20 protein-coding genes are annotated in these 19318 nt (G+C 31.6%); 19 read left to right on the top strand and 1 reads right to left on the bottom strand.

Going from position 1 to position 19318, the window contains the following annotated elements:
- The first annotated feature begins 72 nt into the window (after positions 1–72).
- From C6368_RS02115 to C6368_RS02135, 5 genes are all read left to right on the top strand, one after another.
- A complete protein-coding gene (locus C6368_RS02115; protein ID WP_107037529.1) occupies positions 73–1614 on the top strand; it encodes an LptF/LptG family permease in 1542 nt (513 codons plus the stop codon).
- Entirely contained in the window at positions 1615–2787 is a 1173-nt protein-coding gene (locus C6368_RS02120; RefSeq protein WP_107037530.1) for a glycosyltransferase, read from the top strand.
- Positions 2738–3943 (top strand): glycosyltransferase, encoded by a 1206-nt coding sequence (locus tag C6368_RS02125; protein WP_107037531.1) that lies wholly within the window; start codon positions 2738–2740, stop codon positions 3941–3943. Before C6368_RS02120 ends, C6368_RS02125 begins: the two co-directional genes overlap by 50 nt.
- A gap of 54 nt (positions 3944–3997) precedes the next feature.
- Positions 3998–5218 (top strand): bifunctional 3,4-dihydroxy-2-butanone-4-phosphate synthase/GTP cyclohydrolase II, encoded by a 1221-nt coding sequence (locus C6368_RS02130; RefSeq protein WP_107037532.1) that lies wholly within the window; start codon positions 3998–4000, stop codon positions 5216–5218.
- Between the two features lie 483 nt (positions 5219–5701).
- Positions 5702–6061, top strand: coding sequence for a TraR/DksA family transcriptional regulator (locus C6368_RS02135; protein ID WP_107037533.1), 360 nt, complete (start codon positions 5702–5704; stop codon positions 6059–6061).
- Between the two features lie 56 nt (positions 6062–6117).
- Here the strand turns inward: C6368_RS02135 and C6368_RS02140 are convergent, their stop codons facing one another.
- Positions 6118–8004 (bottom strand): B12-binding domain-containing radical SAM protein, encoded by a 1887-nt coding sequence (locus C6368_RS02140; RefSeq protein WP_107037534.1) that lies wholly within the window; start codon positions 8002–8004, stop codon positions 6118–6120.
- Between the two features lie 134 nt (positions 8005–8138).
- On the opposite strand from C6368_RS02140, the gene C6368_RS02145 reads away from it, so the two are divergent.
- From C6368_RS02145 to C6368_RS02210, 14 genes are all read left to right on the top strand, one after another.
- Positions 8139–8936: a DUF4349 domain-containing protein gene (locus C6368_RS02145; protein ID WP_159038384.1), complete on the top strand. Its 798-nt coding sequence runs from the start codon at positions 8139–8141 to the stop codon at positions 8934–8936.
- Between the two features lie 144 nt (positions 8937–9080).
- A complete protein-coding gene (locus tag C6368_RS02150) occupies positions 9081–10202 on the top strand; it encodes a DEAD/DEAH box helicase (RefSeq protein WP_234369068.1) in 1122 nt (373 codons plus the stop codon).
- 48 nt (positions 10203–10250) lie between these two features.
- Positions 10251–10661, top strand: coding sequence for a hypothetical protein (locus C6368_RS02155; RefSeq protein WP_107037537.1), 411 nt, complete (start codon positions 10251–10253; stop codon positions 10659–10661).
- 705 nt (positions 10662–11366) lie between these two features.
- Positions 11367–11849 (top strand): hypothetical protein, encoded by a 483-nt coding sequence (locus C6368_RS02160; protein ID WP_159038385.1) that lies wholly within the window; start codon positions 11367–11369, stop codon positions 11847–11849.
- A 20-nt stretch (positions 11850–11869) separates the two neighbouring features.
- On the top strand, positions 11870–12412 hold the full coding sequence (locus tag C6368_RS02165) for a hypothetical protein (protein ID WP_107037539.1): 543 nt from the start codon (positions 11870–11872) through the stop codon (positions 12410–12412).
- Positions 12413–12546: 134 nt separating this feature from the next.
- On the top strand, positions 12547–12927 hold the full coding sequence (locus tag C6368_RS02170; protein WP_107037540.1) for a hypothetical protein: 381 nt from the start codon (positions 12547–12549) through the stop codon (positions 12925–12927).
- Positions 12928–12950: 23 nt separating this feature from the next.
- Positions 12951–13670, top strand: a complete 720-nt coding sequence (locus C6368_RS02175; RefSeq protein WP_107037541.1) for an NAD(P)-dependent oxidoreductase — start codon at positions 12951–12953, stop codon at positions 13668–13670.
- A gap of 63 nt (positions 13671–13733) precedes the next feature.
- Positions 13734–14369 (top strand): hypothetical protein, encoded by a 636-nt coding sequence (locus C6368_RS02180; RefSeq protein WP_107037542.1) that lies wholly within the window; start codon positions 13734–13736, stop codon positions 14367–14369.
- 31 nt (positions 14370–14400) lie between these two features.
- Positions 14401–15570, top strand: coding sequence for an alpha/beta hydrolase-fold protein (locus tag C6368_RS02185; RefSeq protein ID WP_159038386.1), 1170 nt, complete (start codon positions 14401–14403; stop codon positions 15568–15570).
- A gap of 32 nt (positions 15571–15602) precedes the next feature.
- Entirely contained in the window at positions 15603–16211 is a 609-nt protein-coding gene (locus tag C6368_RS02190) for a class I SAM-dependent methyltransferase (RefSeq protein WP_107037544.1), read from the top strand.
- A gap of 36 nt (positions 16212–16247) precedes the next feature.
- A complete protein-coding gene (locus C6368_RS02195; protein WP_107037545.1) occupies positions 16248–16736 on the top strand; it encodes a hypothetical protein in 489 nt (162 codons plus the stop codon).
- A gap of 253 nt (positions 16737–16989) precedes the next feature.
- Positions 16990–17583, top strand: a complete 594-nt coding sequence (locus C6368_RS02200) for a hypothetical protein (RefSeq protein WP_107037546.1) — start codon at positions 16990–16992, stop codon at positions 17581–17583.
- A gap of 51 nt (positions 17584–17634) precedes the next feature.
- Entirely contained in the window at positions 17635–18315 is a 681-nt protein-coding gene (locus C6368_RS02205; RefSeq protein ID WP_107037547.1) for a hypothetical protein, read from the top strand.
- A gap of 56 nt (positions 18316–18371) precedes the next feature.
- A complete protein-coding gene (locus tag C6368_RS02210; protein WP_159038387.1) occupies positions 18372–19124 on the top strand; it encodes a hypothetical protein in 753 nt (250 codons plus the stop codon).
- Positions 19125–19318 lie beyond the last annotated feature (194 nt).

Genomic DNA, 19318 nt, shown 5'->3' on the forward strand with positions numbered 1-19318 from the left:
TTTTTTATTTGTAGAGGCACAATGCATTGCACCTCTACAATAAATCACTATTTTCGCAGTTGAATTAAAAGAATGAAAAAACTCAGTATTTTTTTCATAAAATCATTTGTGGGGCCGTTTTTAGCGACCTTTTTCATTTCCATGTTTATGCTTGTAATGCAATTCTTGTGGAAATATATCGATGATTTGATGGGTAAAGGTTTGGAAATAAGCATTATTCTCGAACTCTTGTTCTATGTTTCTGCTAGTTTATTGCCATTAGCCCTTCCGTTGGCCATTTTACTTTCTTCATTAATAGTAATGGGAAATCTAGGTGAATCTAATGAATTAACAGCGCTAAAATCAAGTGGCCTCTCAATTTATAGAATCTTAAGACCACTCACAGGAGTAGTGATTTTAATTGCCATTGGAACATTTTATTTTTCCAACTACGTAATTCCAATTGCAAATTACAAATGGCATTCAATCATTTGGGATATTCAAGAAAAGAAAATGACTTCCTTCCTTAAACCTGGAACCTATACTCAGGAAATTGATGGATTTAGTATAAAAATTAAAGAAGGAAAAGACAACAGCTTTAAAGATATCATCATTCACGATAGAAGGGTGAGCAGCGAATTAAAAACCATAAGGGCTGATTCAGGTGAATTTTACCAATCTGAAAATGGAGAATTCTTATTCTTCAAACTTTTTAATGGAGATGTAATTGAAGAGTTAAGAAATGTTGCAAATTTTCAAGGAAAAAGCAGTTCTAAAGGAGGTGTTTTTCCAGGTAGGAAATCCGATTTTAAAACCGCAACCTATAAAATGGACATGACTGGTTTTAAATTACAACGCACTAAAGATGACATGTTCAAAAATGATTATGAAATGCTGAATGTATTTCAAATTAATGAAACAGTTGACTCTATGAAGATTCGCTATAGGGAGTTGATTGATGTGTTGGCAGAAAACACCAAAGTGAAACATGCATATTTCCAAGCCTTGAATTATGCAAATAAAGTTAAGCTTGACACGGCTAATCTACTTGCTGACATGCCAAATTATAATTCAATAAAAAAATATAAAGAGAATACTGCCAGAAATGACTCAGCAAATATTAAAAAATCTAAGCGTGATTCTGCAAACATCATAATCCCAGTTTATAACTTCGACGACATGACTGATGAAAATAGTGAAAACACTATCAATCACATGAAAACGCAATTAAGAAACAATATTAAATCAGCTGAAAGTCAAATCAGTATAGATGAAAACAGACATCGAAACTTAAGAAGATATGAAATTGAATTTCATCGAAAATTCGCTTTGTCCTTTTCAATTATTGTCTTGTTTTTTGTTGGTGCACCGCTAGGAGCTATTGTAAAACGTGGTGGATTTGGAGCTCCAGTTGTTATCGCTGCTCTTCTCTTTATGGTATACTTTGTATTGATCACAATTGGAGATGGGATGGCTAATAATGGGGTGATTACGCCTTTCTTCGGAATGTGGGGACCAAATATAATTTTGACACCTGTGGCTATCTTATTAATGATGAGTGCAGCAAGAGATAGAAGTGTTGTGACTATTCCTAAGATATTCAAAAAGAAGAAAAAGATTAAAAAGACTAATTAAATGCTTAAGGTTTTCCATTTTTCAAATAAGCCTCCATTTCCACTTAGAGACGGTGGTTGTATTGCGATTTCAAGCATTTTGAAGTCATTATTGTCTGCACCGAATGTAGAAGTTACACATTTTACACTTTCAACTCATAAACATTCCTTTAACATTGAGCACTATCCTGAATCATGGATAAAAAGAATGAAAATTGATTCGAGTAGAATTGATACAAAAACAAATTTATTAGATGCTATTATTCATTTAATAAAGAATAAATCTTACAATGTTACACGGTTTTATGATAAGAAAGTAGCTGCTAAAATCAAATTAGAACTAGATAAAGGAGAATACAATATTGCTATACTTGAAAGTATTTACCTCCTTCCCTATTTACAATTATTCAAGGACAAAGGCATAAAGGTAATTGCAAGAACTCACAATGTTGAATACCAAATTTGGTCTTCAATGAGTGAAAATACAAATTCGTTCATTAAGAAATGGTATTTTCAAAAACTAGCCAAGCAGTTAATGAAATTTGAAATTCAAGAACTTTCTAAGGTGAATGGGATTATTTCAATTACTGAGGAAGATGCAAAATTCTTCCAACAATTTGAACCAGAAGTAATGACAACTGCTATTCCAACAGCGGTAAAAACGAATTTTCCAGAAGCAGATTATTCAAAGTCTGACTTTTACTTTTTAGGTGCTATGGATTGGAAACCCAATCAAGAAGGAATTCAGTGGATGACGGAAAAAGTGATTCCAGAAGGTTTAAAGGGTACAAAATTCTATGTCGGAGGAAAAAGTTTGAAAAAAGAGGATTTGCATCATCCATCAGTAGAAAATTGTGGTGAAATCAAGAATGCAATTGATTTTATTACGAATCATGGAATTTGCATTATACCCATGCAATCTGGAAGTGGTTTAAAAATCAAATTATTAGAGAACATGGCCATGGGAAAACCTATCGTTACAACAACGGAGGGAGTTCGTGGAGTAAATATCACTCACAACAAAGAGGTGCTTATAGCAGATGATCCAAATGAATTTAGGGAATTAATGTACAAACTTCATTTGGATGAAAAATTGAGAAAAAAGTTGGGAACACAATCCAAATTGTATATTCGCAACAATTACAGTGAAGAAAAAATTACGAGAAGACTCCTTGCATTCCTTAAAGACATATAAAAAATTAGTGGTGATCACTTCTAGATTTCCTTTTCCTCTGGAAAAAGGAGATAAATTGCGTGCTTATCATCAAATTAAAGAATTATCTAAGCATTTCGAAGTTCATTTAATAAGTACATCTGAAATTAAGGTTGAAGAAGATCATATTCAAGAGTTAAATCCTTATTGCAAATCGATTAATATTTTCCCGATAAGTATTCTACAAAAAGTTTGGGGAGCAGGAACGAAATTATTCAACAGAAAACCCATTCAAGTTGGTTATTTCCATCATTATTCAATTCAATTAAAAATCAATAAATTATTATCTGAAATTAAACCAGATCATATTTATTGTCAATTGGTTCGTTCTTCAGAATACGTAAAAAACTATCATGATTGTCCAAAAACAATAGACTATATGGACGCATTATCGAAAGGATTAGAAAGACGTTCTTTGAATGCGAAAAGGTTGAGTAAATTTGTTTTTGAAAGTGAATACAAGCGTTTGATGAATTACGAAAATTCAATTTTTGAATACTTTGAGCATCATACTATAATTTCAAAACAGGACAAACAATACATTTTTCATAAGAACAGAGATGAGATTGTTATTATTCCAAATGGAGTTGATGATTCATTCCTCGAAATAAAAAACCAACATCCAAAAACTGTTGATTTAGTTTTCATAGGAAACATGTCTTACCCACCTAATGTTACGGCATCACAATTTATCGTCAATGACATTTTGCCTTTACTTTCAAATAATCTAAAGGTGAAAATCGCAGGATCTAATCCTTCCAAGGAAGTAATGAAATTAGCTAACACTCAAGTGGAAATTACAGGATACGTTGACGACATAAAAGAAGCCTACCGCAGCGCCAAAATATTTGTTGCTCCAATGTTTTTAGGAACAGGACTTCAAAACAAATTGCTAGAAGCCATGGCATTAGGAATCCCGTGTATAACAACTAGCATGGCTAACAATGCATTAGGAGCGAAACCGGAGAAAGAAATTTTGATAGCAGACAGTGCTGAATCATTTGCAAATCAAATAAAGCGTTTACAGGATAATCCAGAATTATACCAATTAATTTTAGAAAATGGTAGAACATTCATTATGGAAAACTATGAATGGAGTAAGGTAACAGACAAACTCATTCAACTAATACGTCAATGAGTTTATTATCCGGCTTAATTATCGTAATTTTGCAATAAATTTTAGAACACAGCAATGCAATATAAATTGAATACGATAGAAGAAGCGCTTGAAGACATCAAAGCAGGAAAAGTTATTATTGTTATTGATGATGAAGACCGTGAAAACGAAGGTGATTTTCTTACAGCAGCAGAAAATGTTACACCTGAAATAATTAATTTCATGGCTACACATGGTCGCGGATTAATCTGCACACCACTCGTTGAAGATAGGTGTGACGAATTAGGTTTAGACTTAATGGTGAGATCAAATTCAGCAGCGTATGAAACACCTTTCACAGTATCTGTAGATTTAATAGGTCACGGATGTACAACTGGTATTTCTGCGATGGACCGTTACAAAACAGTAAAAGCATTAATTGATCCAAATATTAGACCTGAAGAATTAGGTAAACCTGGACATATCTTTCCATTACGTGCAAAGCGTGGCGGAGTATTAAGAAGAGCTGGACATACTGAAGCAGCAATTGATTTGGCGAGACTTGCAGGATTCCAACCTGCTGGTTTAATCGTAGAAATTTTAAATGAAGATGGTTCAATGGCGCGTTTGCCTCAATTGGTTGAAATCGGGGAGAAATTCGGTATTAAAATCGTCACAATTGAAGACTTAATCAAATACCGTTTACAGAAAGAAACATTGGTTGAGCGCCAAGTTCAGATTAAATTGCCAACAGAATTTGGTGATTTTGACATGGTAGCCTACGAAGATAAAAACAGTGGAGAAGAGCATTTGGCCTTAATAAAAGGTGAATGGAATCCTGACGAAGCAGTTTTAGTAAGGGTACATAGTTCATGCATGACAGGGGACATTTTTGGATCGTGTAGATGTGATTGTGGACCTCAATTGCATGAAGCAATGCGCATGATTCAAGAAGAAGGAAAAGGTGCAATTGTTTACATGAATCAAGAAGGTCGTGGTATCGGAATGATGAATAAATTGAGAGCCTACAAGCTTCAAGAAGAAGGTTACGATACCATTCAAGCAAATGAAAAACTTGGATTTAAAGGTGATCAAAGAGACTATGGAATTGGAGCACAAATTTTACGTGATTTAAACGTAAGAAAAATGCGATTGATGTCTAATAACCCAACAAAAAGAACTGGACTAATTGGTTATGGTTTGGAAGTTGTTGAGAATGTGTCTTTAGAAATCGATAGCAATAAACACAATAAGTTTTATTTGGAAACAAAACGTGACCGAATGGGTCATACGATTGATGTGAAGGATAAAAAGTAATTGATAACAACAAATTATCAACGGATTCACTTGAAAATATTAAATCCGAAATTTATTTCGAAGTCACTAAGAATATAAATTAGAGCATATTTTAAAAGTCCGCCAATTGGTGGGCTTTTTTTAGTTTTAAAGGGTTTATACTTACTTACATAAATTCATTCCAGTGGCATCCTCTTCTAAGATTTATCGATAATTTATACATAGGAATATTCTCGTAAATCATTTTATATTTTCACCTTAGCGTGTAGCTTCAGAAAATATTATTTAAGATTTTGAATTCTGATTAATTAAGGTACAAACCGATATTGTCGTAAATCACAAAGAATTATAATATCTTAAAAATTGAAAATTAAATCTGTATATTAGTTTATCAGCACAAGTTTTACGAATTACGGAATTAGTATTTTTCATTGAGAATTACCGCAATAATTCCATCTTCAGTATTTGTTGATTTCACAAATTTCTTAAACTAAAAACCAAAACATGTCAGATAAAAAGATACAATTCAGTTCAGAAAAGCTTAAAAAATTCAAATCGATTATTGATGAGGAAATCAAAATTATTGATGAAGAGCTCACTAAATTGAAAAAAGAAAGAGAAATACAGAAACAAAAACGAGCAAATACAAACGTTGCATTTAATCAAAGCAGTAAGCATTTTCAAGAGCAAGCTAAAAACAAGCAATTAATGAATAGACTTCAATCTAAATCAAGGGAACTACACTCTGCATTGGAAAGAATTGAAGATAAATCTTATGGAGTTTGTGAAAGGACAGGTGAACTAATTCAAGAAGCTAGACTTAAAGCAAAACCGACCGCACGCTTTGATATTTTAAAGAAATGATTAAAATATTCTATACAAAGGCCAAGTTTAAAACAAGAATTAATTCTGATCTAAATTCACCCCACAGCAACAGTCTTCGCCATTCCTTCATTTAAAAAACCTTCAATTAAATCATTAGGATGGTCGGTTGAAGCTACTGGAAATTCGAACCAATGTTGCATTTCTTTATCATAACCTGAATTATTCAAATAGGAATTCAAAGCTAGATTTAATCCTTTAGAGTATTTTCTATGGTCTGCTCCTGTTGGATCTTCGTGGTATAAGTCGTTTTGTGCAAAACCTTTAAATGATGGACCTATAATTTTAATTCCAAAATCATCTGGATTTTTACCCACCGGACTGTGAATTGTCGTCGTGAATTGGTGCCAATAAGCCGATTGAATACAATTTTTCTCAAATAATTGCTTGACAACTTCAAGAGAATCAATGGTTTCTTGTTCATTTTGAGTTGGAAATCCGAACATTAAATAAGCATGAACCATTACTTTTGCTCGAGAAAAATTATTGGTTACCCTTGTGACCTGAGCAATGTCCACTCCTTTTTTCATTTTCGCCAGAAGTCTGTCAGAAGCTACTTCAAGTCCTCCAGTTACGGCAATACAACCAGAATCTGCCATTAATTGACACAATTCGGCGCTAAAAGTTTTTTCGAATCGAATGTTTGTCCACCAAGTAATCTTTACATTTCTCTCAATTAATTTAAGCGATAATGCACGACACATTTTCGGCGGAGCAGCTTCATCTACAAAATGAAATCCTGTGATTCCGGTATCTTTTATAATCTTCTCGATTTTATCTACCAAAGCATCGGCAGTGGTGTTTTGATAATTTGCAATGTAATCTAAATTCACATCACAAAACGAACATTGTTTCCAATAACAACCATGCGAAATTGTCAATTTATTCCACCTTGCATCCGTCCACATGCGGTGCATAGGATTTACAACATCTAAGAATGAAATGTACTTTTCGTATGGTAAATCAGCATAATTGGGAGCAGGTAAATTCTTGTGATGATAAATTGTATTTGGTGTTTTATCCTTGTAAACAACCCGACCATTTTCTAAAATGAAAGTTCTTTCCAAATCTTCTATTTCGACATTGCCTTCAAGATATTTTACAATTTTCAACAAAGGCCCTTCCCCATCGTCCAAAGTAATAAAGTCAACACTTTCAAAAATTCTTGGATCTTCAAGTGAGCGCAATTCTGTATTACAATATCCTCCACCAATCGCAATTTTAATATGTGGATAAAATTGTTTTATGAATTGAGAACAGCGCAAAGCAGCAAACAAATTCCCTGGGAAAGGAATAGTAAAACAAACCAAAGTTGGTGAATGCTTTTGAATAAGTTCCTCAAATATTTCCAGCATCTTGTCTTCTATAAGTGTTGGCTCATAGTTCAAAAATTCATCCAATTGATCGTAACTGCATGAATCATTTGAAATCTGTTCGGCATATTTAGTAAAAGCAAAAAACTCATCTACATTTGACTGAATAAAATCACCGATTTCCTCTATAAACAGCGTTGCATAGTGTTTTGCCTTGTCAATAACTCCAATTTCTCCCTTTTCCCATTGGATTTCGGTATTCACTTTTGACAAACGGTGTCCGCGTGGTAGAAAATTGTTTTCAAGAATTTTATTTGCTGTTACTAGATCACTTTTTTGGAGAAAAGCGATAACCGTTTCAACGCGCGAAATGTAAAGTTTCTTCAATTTTCTCACCAAAGGATAATTAAAACTCTGCATATCTTCCGCTTCTTGAAAAATAGCGCGAAGAAAGTCACTGGTGAAAATTTCAGTAAAAAGTTCAATACTTAAGTCACAATGAGCAGTGGCAATGTTGCGTTCCTCCAGAAATCCTCTAAGATATGCGGTTGCCGGATAAGCAGTATTTAACTGAGTAAATGGCGGAGTTATTAAAAGGAGTTTCGACTGCATTGTGCAAAGATAGGATACTCTATTCACATATTTATTGAATTAGAACTCAAATAATATAGTTGTATGATTAAATCTAATTCAATTCACATCTTATGGCTAAAAAGATTACTTTTAAATTATTAAAATTCACGAATATGAAATCAACAAGAATATTTTTAAAGCTATTAATAGTCCTGATATTCGCTGGTTGTGCTGAAAACGAAAATAATTCATTTGATGAACTAGCCATCCCTTCTTATGAAACTGCGCAGCAAGAAAAATCCTCAATGGATGAAAGCGATGATATAACTACCAACAGAAAATTAATCAAAAAGGGGAATGTAGAATATAAAACGGATGACATTTCCAAGACTAGAAAATTAATTTTTGAATCTGTAAAAAAACACAAAGGCTATATTTCTTACGAGGATGAACATAAATCTACCGGAAGATTAAGCAATACATTTGAAATTCGTGTTCCAGCAGAAAATTTTGATCAATTATTGCAAGATGCTACGGAAGATGTATCAAATTTTGATAGTAAAAACATAGAAGTTAAAGACGTTACAGAAGAATTTTTAGATATCGAAGCAAGACTTAAAACCAAAAAAGAGCTGGAGAATAGATATCTAGAGATTCTAAAAAAGGCAGTTGATGTTAAAGAAATCTTGCAGGTGGAAGAGCAAATTGGCAATTTACGATCTGAAATCGAATCAATTGAAGGCCGATTAAGGTATTTAAAAAGTAGAATTTCACTTTCGACCTTAAAAATTACGATTTATGAAACTAAAACAACCACCAACCAATTTGGTAATAAATTCTCAGATGGATTTAAAAACGGATGGGATAATTTGGTTTGGTTCTTTGTTTACTTGATTAATATTTGGCCTTTTATATTAATTGCTTTACTCGTTTTATTAGGAGTTAAAGGATTAAAAAGAGGAAAGAAATAGAGATGAATAATTTATAAATTAATGTTTCAATGATTGGAAATCATTTTTGTCGAATACATTTTTTGATTTCATCAATATCTTTTATTTTGACAAACCCTCCAAGCTTTTATGTACCTTTGTGGCTATAATTTTAACACATTTGTTTTGAAAAAATTTGAGGGATTAGGAATTAGCACAGGAATAGTAAAAGGACTTACAGAATTAAATATAGTTACACCAACTGATATTCAGAAGAAGGTAATCCCTATTCTTTTGGCTGGAAAAACGGATATTGTTGCACAGGCTCAAACTGGAACAGGAAAAACAGCAGCCTATGGACTTCCATTATTGAAACAAATTGATCCAAAACTAGAATCAGTTCAAGGCTTGATTTTATGTCCAACTCGAGAATTGGCAAAACAAGTAGCAAAGCAATTATTCAAATTCATCAAATATTCAGATAAGATTTTCATCGAAGCAGTTTATGGTGGTGAAAAAATTGATAGACAAATTTCAGCTTTACAGCGACCAACGCACATTATAGTAGCTACTCCAGGTCGACTAATTGATCTAGTTAATAAAAAAGCAGTTGATTTACGAAAAGTCAAGACCGTTGTTTTAGATGAAGCGGATGAAATGTTGAGCATGGGATTCAAAAAAGAATTGGATGAAATTTTAAGTTTTGTGCATTCAATTGATAACAAATGGTTGTTTTCCGCGACGATTCCTCATGGAATTCAACAAATTATATCAAAGCATATGTCCAAGGATGCTGTGAAAATTGAAGTAAAAAAGGCAGATGTTGTCAATAAAAATATCTCTCATCAATATTTAGTTTGTGATGAATCTGAAAAATTAGAAGCTTTACTCCTATTCTTAAAATCTCAACATAAAAACCGAGGCGTAGTTTTCTGTAAAACAAAAGCCGCTACTCAGAAATTAGCCAAGCAACTAATAGCGAAAAACATAGCTGCGGACGCAATTCATGGAGATTTACTTCAAAAGGAACGCGACAAAGTAATGCGCGCCTTCAAAAATGAAACTTTACGTATTCTAGTAGCCACAGATGTTTCAGCAAGAGGAATTGATGTTTCTGGTTTAACTTTCGTAGCGCATTATCAACTTCCTGAAAACGATGAATATTATACACACCGAAGTGGTAGAACTGCTCGTGCAGGAAAAGAAGGTGTATCAATCAGTTTTGTGAATAATGCCGAAGCTAAAACTTTGAAGAATTACGAACGAAATTTAGGAATTAGCTTTACAAAGATTAAGAAGACACGTTAGGAATGGAATGTTGTTCATTCAATTTAGCTTTATATAACTTGAGAAATAATGAATGTAAAAATTATTATATTATTTTTAATCGGTTTAGTTACTTTCGGATGCAATTCGATTGAAAGAGAAATGACTGAAGTCGAACAATATTTAGCCAATAAATATGACGCAGAAAGATTATCTATTGACTTTACAACTTTACAATCTCAAACTAATGGTGAAATGATGGAAGACCGAAAATTTATCAATATCGAAATTATAAATCCAATTGATATTGAAAAAATTATGTCTGATATTGAATATTCTAATAATCTTGGAGTAGCAATCACAAGCTTTGTGTTGGATTCAGTTCAATTTGACACAATACCTTTTCAGCCAAAAGAAATACAAGTTGACTTTATAAATGAAAGCGGTTTTTTGATCTTTAATAGTGAGAATAGAAAGACAATAAATTTGGAATTGAACTAAATACACTTGAATAATTTTAATGTTCAAAAAAATCTAAACTTCTCATATCCATTCAAAACAAAACCATAGCCGTTTATAACGGTTAAGTAACGACTAGTTATCAACAGAACGTCAAAAACTAAATTCATTCCTGAAAATGCAAACCTTCTACACCTCAATCATAGCAATACCATAGCCGTTTATAACGGTTAAGTAACGCCTAGTTATCAACAGCAAGTCAAAAACTAAATTCATTCCTGAAAATGTAAATCTTCTACACCTGAGTCATAGCAACTCCATAGCCGATTATAACGGTTAAGTAACGACTAGTTATCAACAGCAAGTCAAAAACTAAATTCATTCCTGAAAATGCAAAACTTCTACACCTCAGTCATAGCAATACCATAGCCGTTTATAACGGTTAAGTAACGACTAGTTATCAACAGCAAGTCAAAAACTAAATTCATTTCTGAAAATGCAGACCTTCTACACCTCAGTCATAGCAACTCCATAGCCGATAATAACGGTTAAGTAACGACTAGTTATTACCTGAAAGTCAAAAACCAAGTTCTTTCCTGAAAACATAAAACCGTTCATAACGACTAAATCCTATCGTCGATTATCAATATTTAATCGATAACGTGAAGAAAAATTTACCTAATAATTGGTAAATTTAAACCATAAATAACTATCCGTTGGTAGGTTTAGACTTATAAAATTTTATTTATGAAACCCTTTTCAACTGTTCTATTCTTTTTATTTCTTCTTATGAGTTGTTCTATTCAAAAAGATATAAGTGAAATGAAATCAAATGTTTTGAGACTTCCAATTCATCAAGCTGACTTAAATTCTCATTTCAAAAATGGAAATTACATCTTATCGATTCATGACAGTATTGGAATTTCTTTAAAGGAAAGATTTAAAAATGTACCAGATTCGGAATTCTTTAAAAAGGACACCATAGAATTATCGCTTCTTAATCAATTTTTCGCAGCGCATCAGATCAAAAGAGAATTGAGAATATGCTTCGAAAGCAAAAAAATAAATGTCTATTCATTATCAAATTCTGAATATTTATATAAAATAAAAAGAACCGTTTCTAAAACTAAATTTAACGATATTCACTCCTTTTACTTTTACTCAAACCCCGATGATAATGAAGAAATTCTAAATTCTCACTCCTTTAATACAGGAACACCTTCTTTTTAAGGAATTCAAATTTAATTAATATGAAATTTCAACTAATTTTGCTCATACTCATTCTTTGCAGCTGTGTATCAACAAAGAAATTAGAAAAATTAGGTCCGAACGAAGAATCTTACTCCGATTTTGAAAATTTGATTTACTCAAATTGCCCTAATTATTTAGATAATTCTTGTGATTATCGCTTTAACTTGGTTGATCAATTAAGACTGGAAGTTTTCTCCAAGGATACATTACCGAATTGGAATCATCTCTTAGTCGAAATTCGAAAAAATAAAAAATCACTTTCCATTAATGTTATTGATGGTGATCGATTAGTAGAAAATTTCGAATTAAAGGGAAAATGGAAAAACGATTCTTTTTATGTTCGTCGTTTTATTCGACCTATTGGAATTCCACTTTTGTTCTTCATTTATTACGAAAAAAAATTGATCTTAAAATTCCTAGAGGATGAATTATTGGTTATAAATGGAAGATTTGAAGCTATAATTGTACTTTTTATAAGCGGGGGAATAGATCCATATTCTAGCATGAAATACGAAAGGACATCCTGTTTTTCAACCGAATAGAATGTAATTAATCGAATAATTTTGGTCTTAATAAAAGAAAAGTGAATCCTACTTAATAATAAATTCTATTTCTTAATTTTAAGATGTCAAATTACACGGAGAGAAAAAATTAAAAATAAGAGAAAACTTAACTTATGAATTCAAGATTTCAGATTACTCAATTTCAAAAAAGCAATATTCGAATCAAAAGCTTAGTGATTAAAAATGATGTAATTTGTGAATTCTACGTCAGACTTTACTCCTTTCTTGGCGCAAACCCTGCAATACATTTCGAAGGATTTACTTTTCAAATTTTAGATAATAAAAATGATTTCTCTTTTGAAGCTAGTTTAACAGGATTCGGTGCTGGTTATTTTGCAGAAGAAGACAATCCAAAAACTAAACGGATCTTAAACGAATTCCATGAAGCACTTTATGCTAAAGATTTAGAATTAAAAGAATGTTCTTTTACCTATGAACATGATTTTGGTGAAACTAACTTTGGATATCAGAATGGTCAATTTTTAATTAATTAGGTCAAAAAAAATTATTAACTATCATGAAAATACTAATCGTTGGTGCAAGTGGAGCAACAGGAAAACATTTGGTTAGCCAACTCTTGTCTAAAAATAATAGCGTAAAAATTGTTGTTAGATCTCCTGAGAAGCTTCCTGTTTCCTGGAAAAACAATCTAAATCTAGAAATTATTACAGCAAGTATTTTGGACCTCAGTGATGTACAAATGAGAGATTTAACTTCAGATATCGATGCTATTGCATCTTGCTTGGGACACACTTTGAGCTTTAAAGGTATTTACGGTAAACCTAGAAAATTAGTCACAGAGGCAGTGAGAAGATTGTGTGAATCTGTAATTTCGAACAATCCAAAAACTCAGGTTAAATTTGTTCTAATGAATACTTCTGGTAATCGGAACAGAGATTTAGACGAAACTATTGGTTTTGCAGAGAAACTCGTTGTTGGAACTTTGAGGCTTTTGCTTCCTCCACATAGTGATAATGAAAATGCAGCTGATTATCTTAGAACGAAAATTGGTCAGGAGAATAAAAATATAGAATGGACAGCTGTTCGTCCAGATAGTTTGATTAATGATGATAAAATCACACCTTATCAAATTCACCCTTCTCCAATTCGAAGTGCCATTTTTAACGCTGGAAAAGTCAGTAGAATAAATGTTGCACATTTTATGTCACTTTTAATCCTAGAAAATGCTTTATGGAATAAATGGAAAGGAAAAATGCCTTTGATTTACAATAAATAAAATTAAAATGAAGTTTTGTAGTCTGTTTACCGCTAGAAATCAATTTTAAAATAGATAAATACGATGAAAATAAAGTTTTTTATAATTGCTCTTCTTATTGCAACTAACGTAGCTTGTAATGGGATTCCTGAAACACAAAACAATGTAGGTGCAGCAGAAGTAGTTCAAAATCAAACTCCAGAGGTTTTGGATGAAAAAGCTGATTATGGACTTAGTTCTATTTCTAGAAAGAAGAATTATGACATCATTTCTAAATTGTATAATGAAGCAATGGAGAAAAATTCAAAGTTGAATCAAGTCAATGAGAAAATTCTTAAAATGTATAATTATGAAAATGATAGCCTCAAACCATATTCAAAATATACTGCCACAAATGAGCGCTATTGGTTGTCAGTTAAGCAGCTAATCAGAAATATTCATGATTCAATTTTAAGGGAATCAACAGAAGAAACCTTCGAGTTGCTTGAAAGAAATTATCAATCAAAAATGGCTACTTACGAACAAAAATTGGAAACGATAAATGAAAAATCTATTTCACTGAAGGATCAACTTTTGTTAATGAAACTGTTTATTACAGCGCCAATGATGAAGAATTATCAAGTAAATGAACTTCCGCCAATAAAAGCTTTGGAAAATATTATCCAAGAATATGATAGTTTGATTAATGAATCTGAAGAAATTATTCACCCAAAGAAATAAGCCGCTATACTTTACTTTAACACCTATAAACATGAAAATTGCTTTAACCCTTTTCTTAGCGATATTTATTACTTCTACTCGAGTTATCGCACAGGAATACGAAAGTTATAATAAGCTTTTGGATACAACCATTTCCTCTAAGTTTCTTGGTTTCGATAAAAACATTTCAATCACTGTTCCTTATGAATGGCAGAAAAATATGGATCGTAAATTTCCTTTGATTGTAATTTTTGATCGTCAAAATCCAAGAAGTCATAATTACATCATCAACACCATTGACTATTTGACAAGCAATGACCAAATGCCTTCTTCAATTATAATCAGCATTGAATCTGAGCACATATTTAGATATAACGAAACTTCTCACTCTAATTACAATAGCGAAGCACAAGCTTCAGACAACGAAAAATTCATATTTGATGAAATTATTCCAATGGCGGAAAATGATTTAAACGCTTCGGATTATAGGATTTTAATTGGACATTCAAGATATGGCTATTTTACAACTTCTTTATTATTTTCTCAATTAGACGATGTTGATGCAATCATTTCACTAAGTCCATTTTTCACTCAAAAAAACGTAGATTTCACCGATTCTATTCAAAATTTAGCTGATTATCAATCTAAATCCACTAAATATTACCGATTTGGAATTGGAGGAGATTACCCAGCAGATTATCATAAAATGGACTCTTCACTTCAAGGGTTTCAAAACGCTTCCATTAATTCAAAAGGATTGTTGTTTAAGGAAGCGGGTCATAACGCTACACCAGGTTTAATAATTGCTCCAGCATTATACGAAATTTTTGAAGAATGGGCCAAAAGTCAAAACAAGTACTTTTCTAATGACTATGACAAAATTGAAGAATTCAACAAGTTTGAAAATGAAGTAATCGATCATTATGGAAGTAAAATCGATTTTTCTTTGGGAATTTTGAATGGTAAAGGTTGGTTTTTCTATAACGAGGAAAGATACAACAAAGCCATTGAAGCATGGGAAATTCAATTAAAATCGTATCCTAATTTTTCTGAAACTCATCTTTATATTTTAGATGCAAAAATGATGATGAACAAAGATTTACCAAAGGAAGAAATCGATGAAAGCATTCATTTTTTTAAAAATGAACTGGAAAAATCAGAGTTCTATTCTAATGAAGAAAAAATTAAACTTTTAAAGGAAGTTGAAACAGAATTTAAGTAGAGCAAGAATTTAATTTACTGAACATAAAGAACATGACAGAAATTTGGGAATCGATTTTTCAAAATAATAAAGAAATGTGGGGATTAGAACCCACTCCTTCTACTCTAATGGCTAAAGATTTTTTCGTGGCAAAAGAAATCAAAAACATTCTTATTCCTGGATTTGGTTATGGTAGAAATGCGCAAGTATTCATCGAAAATGGAATAAAAGTTACAGGAATTGAAATTTCCAAAACAGCCATAGAGAAATCGAAAATTCACTTTGGTTCCGACACAATAATCTATCATGGATCAGTAGCTGAAATGCCTTTTGATGATAAGAAATATCAAGGGATTTACAGTTATTCCTTGATTCATTTATTGGATAAGTCTGCAAGGCAAAAGTTAATCCGAGATTGCTATAATCAACTTGAAGCTGGTGGAATTATGATGTTCGTGGCAATTTCAAAAAAAGCCACGACCTACAAAACGGGAACTTTCATAAGTACCGATAGATATGAAATTCACAAAGGAATAAAAATGTTTTTCTATGATGAAGAATCAATCAAAATAGAATTTGAAAATTATGGACTAATTGAAATCAGTGAAATTGAAGAAGATTTTCCTTTTTATATAGTAAAATGCATGAAAAAATCCAGTTGAGATTAAAAATCACTCAATCATCCTTAAATTTGAAGTATGAAAATAGAATCGATTGCTACCATTAAAAAAGAATTAAAACATCTTTCTAAGGATGAACTTTTGGAGTTGTGCTTGCGTTTGGGGAAATTCAAAAAAGAGAATAAGGCAATGTTAACGTATTTGCTTTTTCTTTCTGAAAATGAAAACAGTTATATCGAAAGTGTTAAATCTACTTTGGATGAACTATTTGAAGAAATGAACACAAATAGTTATTTCTTCATGAAGAAGACTATTCGAAAAATCTTAAGACAAATTAGAGTTTATAGTAAATATTCATCTGAAAAATCAACCGAAGTTGAACTCCTCCTCTATTTTTGTGATCGTTTGTCGACCTTAAAACCATCGATTTTTTATAACACCACTTTAACCAATTTATATGAAAGACAAATTGAATCCATCCGTAAAAAAGTGAGTGTTTTACACGAGGATTTACAATTTGACTATAATGAGAAATTGGATGAGTTGGATGAAAAGTATGAGGAGTAGCCTTAAAAGGAGAATTTTAAACTCATATAAAAAAACACTTTTAATCCTGCCATAATTGAAACTTTTACTACGTAGAGCAAAATATCGACATGAACAACCTCATGGATTCACAAATCAATATTCATAATAGATCTGAAAATGAGCAGAATATGATTTGGGCCGAAGAAAGATTAATAGAATGAATAATTTCGAGAATATTTTCAGTTTAATACAAGTAATTTTTCATCCAACTATAACATCAAAACAATAAAACATGAAAAACCTATTGAATACAGTTTTTATGAGTATTTTCTTCATTGGAATATCTTCCAGCCAAGACGAATTGAAAATCGCTGAATTTGAAAAACTATGTAATTCCAATGGCTTGCAGTTTAAAATGCCAGATGGCTACAAGGTGGCAGATGTGAAAACCAATGGAGACTTAAACTACTCTTTTGCTGTAATAAATGCTGACTCTTCGATGGAAATTAGATATACCATTTGGTCATTAAAACCTGCCATTGAAGAATATGAAAAATCCTTAAAAGATGAAAACTCTATTATGATTCCGCCCAATAATATTTATAAAGGGCGAATTCAAGCCAATGTTTTAAATATGACAGGTGGAAAAATGTACAATATTGGTGCTTTTCCTCCTCTGGCAGTTCAAGAAGAATTTAATGCTAATAATGGAGGTTCTTGTTTTTTAGAATTTAACAGCGAGTTCGGAAAAGGATACAAATATGGTCAATTTATTTACCTCCACAAAGATGATAAAGCCGATGCAATTGTAACATTTATGAGCAACAATAAAGAAACTCATGCTGATTTAATGATGGTTGGATTTCATTCATTGACATTTAAGTAAAACGCAAACCAAAATATCGAAACAAAACCATTTAATCCACAAATTTAAAGTATGCACATCAATCGAATAACAATTCTAATAACTTGCCTAATTCTCATTAATAATATTGTCTTCGCTCAAGAAAATGTAATTTTTTTTGAAGGTCAAATTGTTTATGATATTGATTACAAGCCATACGAGCAAAATTTTTCTTCCGAAAGATTAAAAGAAATGATCGGATCAAGAATGATTCTCACATTTAAAGATGGAAACTTCAAAAAAGAATTCTTCTCTTCTGATGGAAGTAAATTAAGCGAAAGAACATTAAGCTTAAAGGATAAAAAACTTTACTCGAAAAGTAATGATTCAGACACAGTGTTATGGATAGATATTACAGTAACCTCCACGAAAGTCACTTTTGAAAAATTGAAAGATAGCGTTGTATTCGAGTATCCTTGTACAATTATCAGTACAAAGACTGTCGTTACCTTCGATAATGAAATCTATAATGTTGCTGCTTTATATAATTACGCTAAGGATTTACCTATTAATCCTGAATGGTATGTTGATTTCAAGGAAGGAAATTTTTATGAAATAATGAAAGTTGGAAAAGGAATAGCTGTAAGAGAAGTAAATAAAGGTTTATTTTGGGAACAAAAATTAGAAATGCGTTCAATTTCCCATAGAAAAGTAAAAAATTCAGAAATTAAGGTGAAATTGAATAAGAAATCGGCATTAAAAGAGTTAAAATAATGTTCATTTAAAACAATTAATTCCAACTAAAAATTATCAATCACAAAATATATAATTTGAACGTTTTTAAAATAGTTATTGGGTTTATTTTGCTTATTTCTTCCGGAGCTGAATATGTAAATGCAGGAAGACAAATTGGATCTTTCTATTCTCCCGTGATAATCTTCATGTGTCTTTTATCAATTTTAGCGGGAACCTGGCTAATAGGAAGTGGTTTTACAATTAAAAAGTTTAAATTTAAGTCTGTCAATTTCATAAAATTCTTAATTATTTCAATTGTTACTTTTGCTTCTTCTGCAATTTTCAATTTAGGTTCAGAAAGAACTCCATCTCATTTTATTAAGATCAATGGGCTTGAAATTCCTCTAGGAAATTGTATAATTGGAAACAAAAACATAATTCCTGATTTAGAGGAAAGAAAAGAGTATTGTAAATGTTTCGTTGAAAAAATTACAAATCAGCCTGAATTGAGGCAAAAATTCAAAAATCAGCTTGAAAACAATAAGGTTTTAGATGTTATCCAAGATGTGTATTCCAAGCCGAGTTACTCCTATTTAAAAATTGAGGATTGTATTAAATCAATCGAAATGAAATGGACAGACAAGCTTGTCAATTCAATGAAAAGTAACTGGAAAAAGCAGTTAACTGGAACTGAATTCGAAGAAACTAATGATATAGATTTATATTGCGATTGCTTAGCAGATGAATATCAAAAGTTTCCTTTAGATGTTGTAACAAAAGACAATTTTTTCGAAAGCGACAAAGCTAGCGATATAATGGATAAGTGTTCAGATCAATCCATTCGGTAATTTTGGATATTGTAACGAAGCCAGATCATGCTTTACTTAGAAGACATTTCTCATCAAGAATAAAACAAACATTATCTTAGTACTATTATGAGTGAACATTGAATCAAAATAGCTACTGAAATAGCGCTTTCAAACCTGATGTTTGAAAGCCATGATAAATCAGAACAAATTCTAATTGAATAAAAAATATATTA

The organism is Brumimicrobium mesophilum (assembly GCF_003025005.1).
Classification (GTDB): Bacteria; Bacteroidota; Bacteroidia; order Flavobacteriales_D; family Crocinitomicaceae; genus Brumimicrobium; species Brumimicrobium mesophilum.

Coding starts and splice junctions, on each gene's coding strand:
- C6368_RS02115 (WP_107037529.1), top strand. CDS start 73: ATGAAAAAACTCAGTATTTTTTTCATAAAATCATTTGTGGGGCCGTTT.
- C6368_RS02120 (WP_107037530.1), top strand. CDS start 1,615: ATGCTTAAGGTTTTCCATTTTTCAAATAAGCCTCCATTTCCACTTAGA.
- C6368_RS02130 (WP_107037532.1), top strand. CDS start 3,998: ATGCAATATAAATTGAATACGATAGAAGAAGCGCTTGAAGACATCAAA.
- C6368_RS02135 (WP_107037533.1), top strand. CDS start 5,702: ATGTCAGATAAAAAGATACAATTCAGTTCAGAAAAGCTTAAAAAATTC.
- C6368_RS02140 (WP_107037534.1), bottom strand. CDS start 8,004: ATGCAGTCGAAACTCCTTTTAATAACTCCGCCATTTACTCAGTTAAAT.
- C6368_RS02145 (WP_159038384.1), top strand. CDS start 8,139: ATGAAATCAACAAGAATATTTTTAAAGCTATTAATAGTCCTGATATTC.
- C6368_RS02155 (WP_107037537.1), top strand. CDS start 10,251: ATGAATGTAAAAATTATTATATTATTTTTAATCGGTTTAGTTACTTTC.
- C6368_RS02160 (WP_159038385.1), top strand. CDS start 11,367: ATGAAACCCTTTTCAACTGTTCTATTCTTTTTATTTCTTCTTATGAGT.
- C6368_RS02165 (WP_107037539.1), top strand. CDS start 11,870: ATGAAATTTCAACTAATTTTGCTCATACTCATTCTTTGCAGCTGTGTA.
- C6368_RS02170 (WP_107037540.1), top strand. CDS start 12,547: ATGAATTCAAGATTTCAGATTACTCAATTTCAAAAAAGCAATATTCGA.
- C6368_RS02175 (WP_107037541.1), top strand. CDS start 12,951: ATGAAAATACTAATCGTTGGTGCAAGTGGAGCAACAGGAAAACATTTG.
- C6368_RS02180 (WP_107037542.1), top strand. CDS start 13,734: ATGAAAATAAAGTTTTTTATAATTGCTCTTCTTATTGCAACTAACGTA.
- C6368_RS02185 (WP_159038386.1), top strand. CDS start 14,401: ATGAAAATTGCTTTAACCCTTTTCTTAGCGATATTTATTACTTCTACT.
- C6368_RS02190 (WP_107037544.1), top strand. CDS start 15,603: ATGACAGAAATTTGGGAATCGATTTTTCAAAATAATAAAGAAATGTGG.
- C6368_RS02195 (WP_107037545.1), top strand. CDS start 16,248: ATGAAAATAGAATCGATTGCTACCATTAAAAAAGAATTAAAACATCTT.
- C6368_RS02200 (WP_107037546.1), top strand. CDS start 16,990: ATGAAAAACCTATTGAATACAGTTTTTATGAGTATTTTCTTCATTGGA.
- C6368_RS02205 (WP_107037547.1), top strand. CDS start 17,635: ATGCACATCAATCGAATAACAATTCTAATAACTTGCCTAATTCTCATT.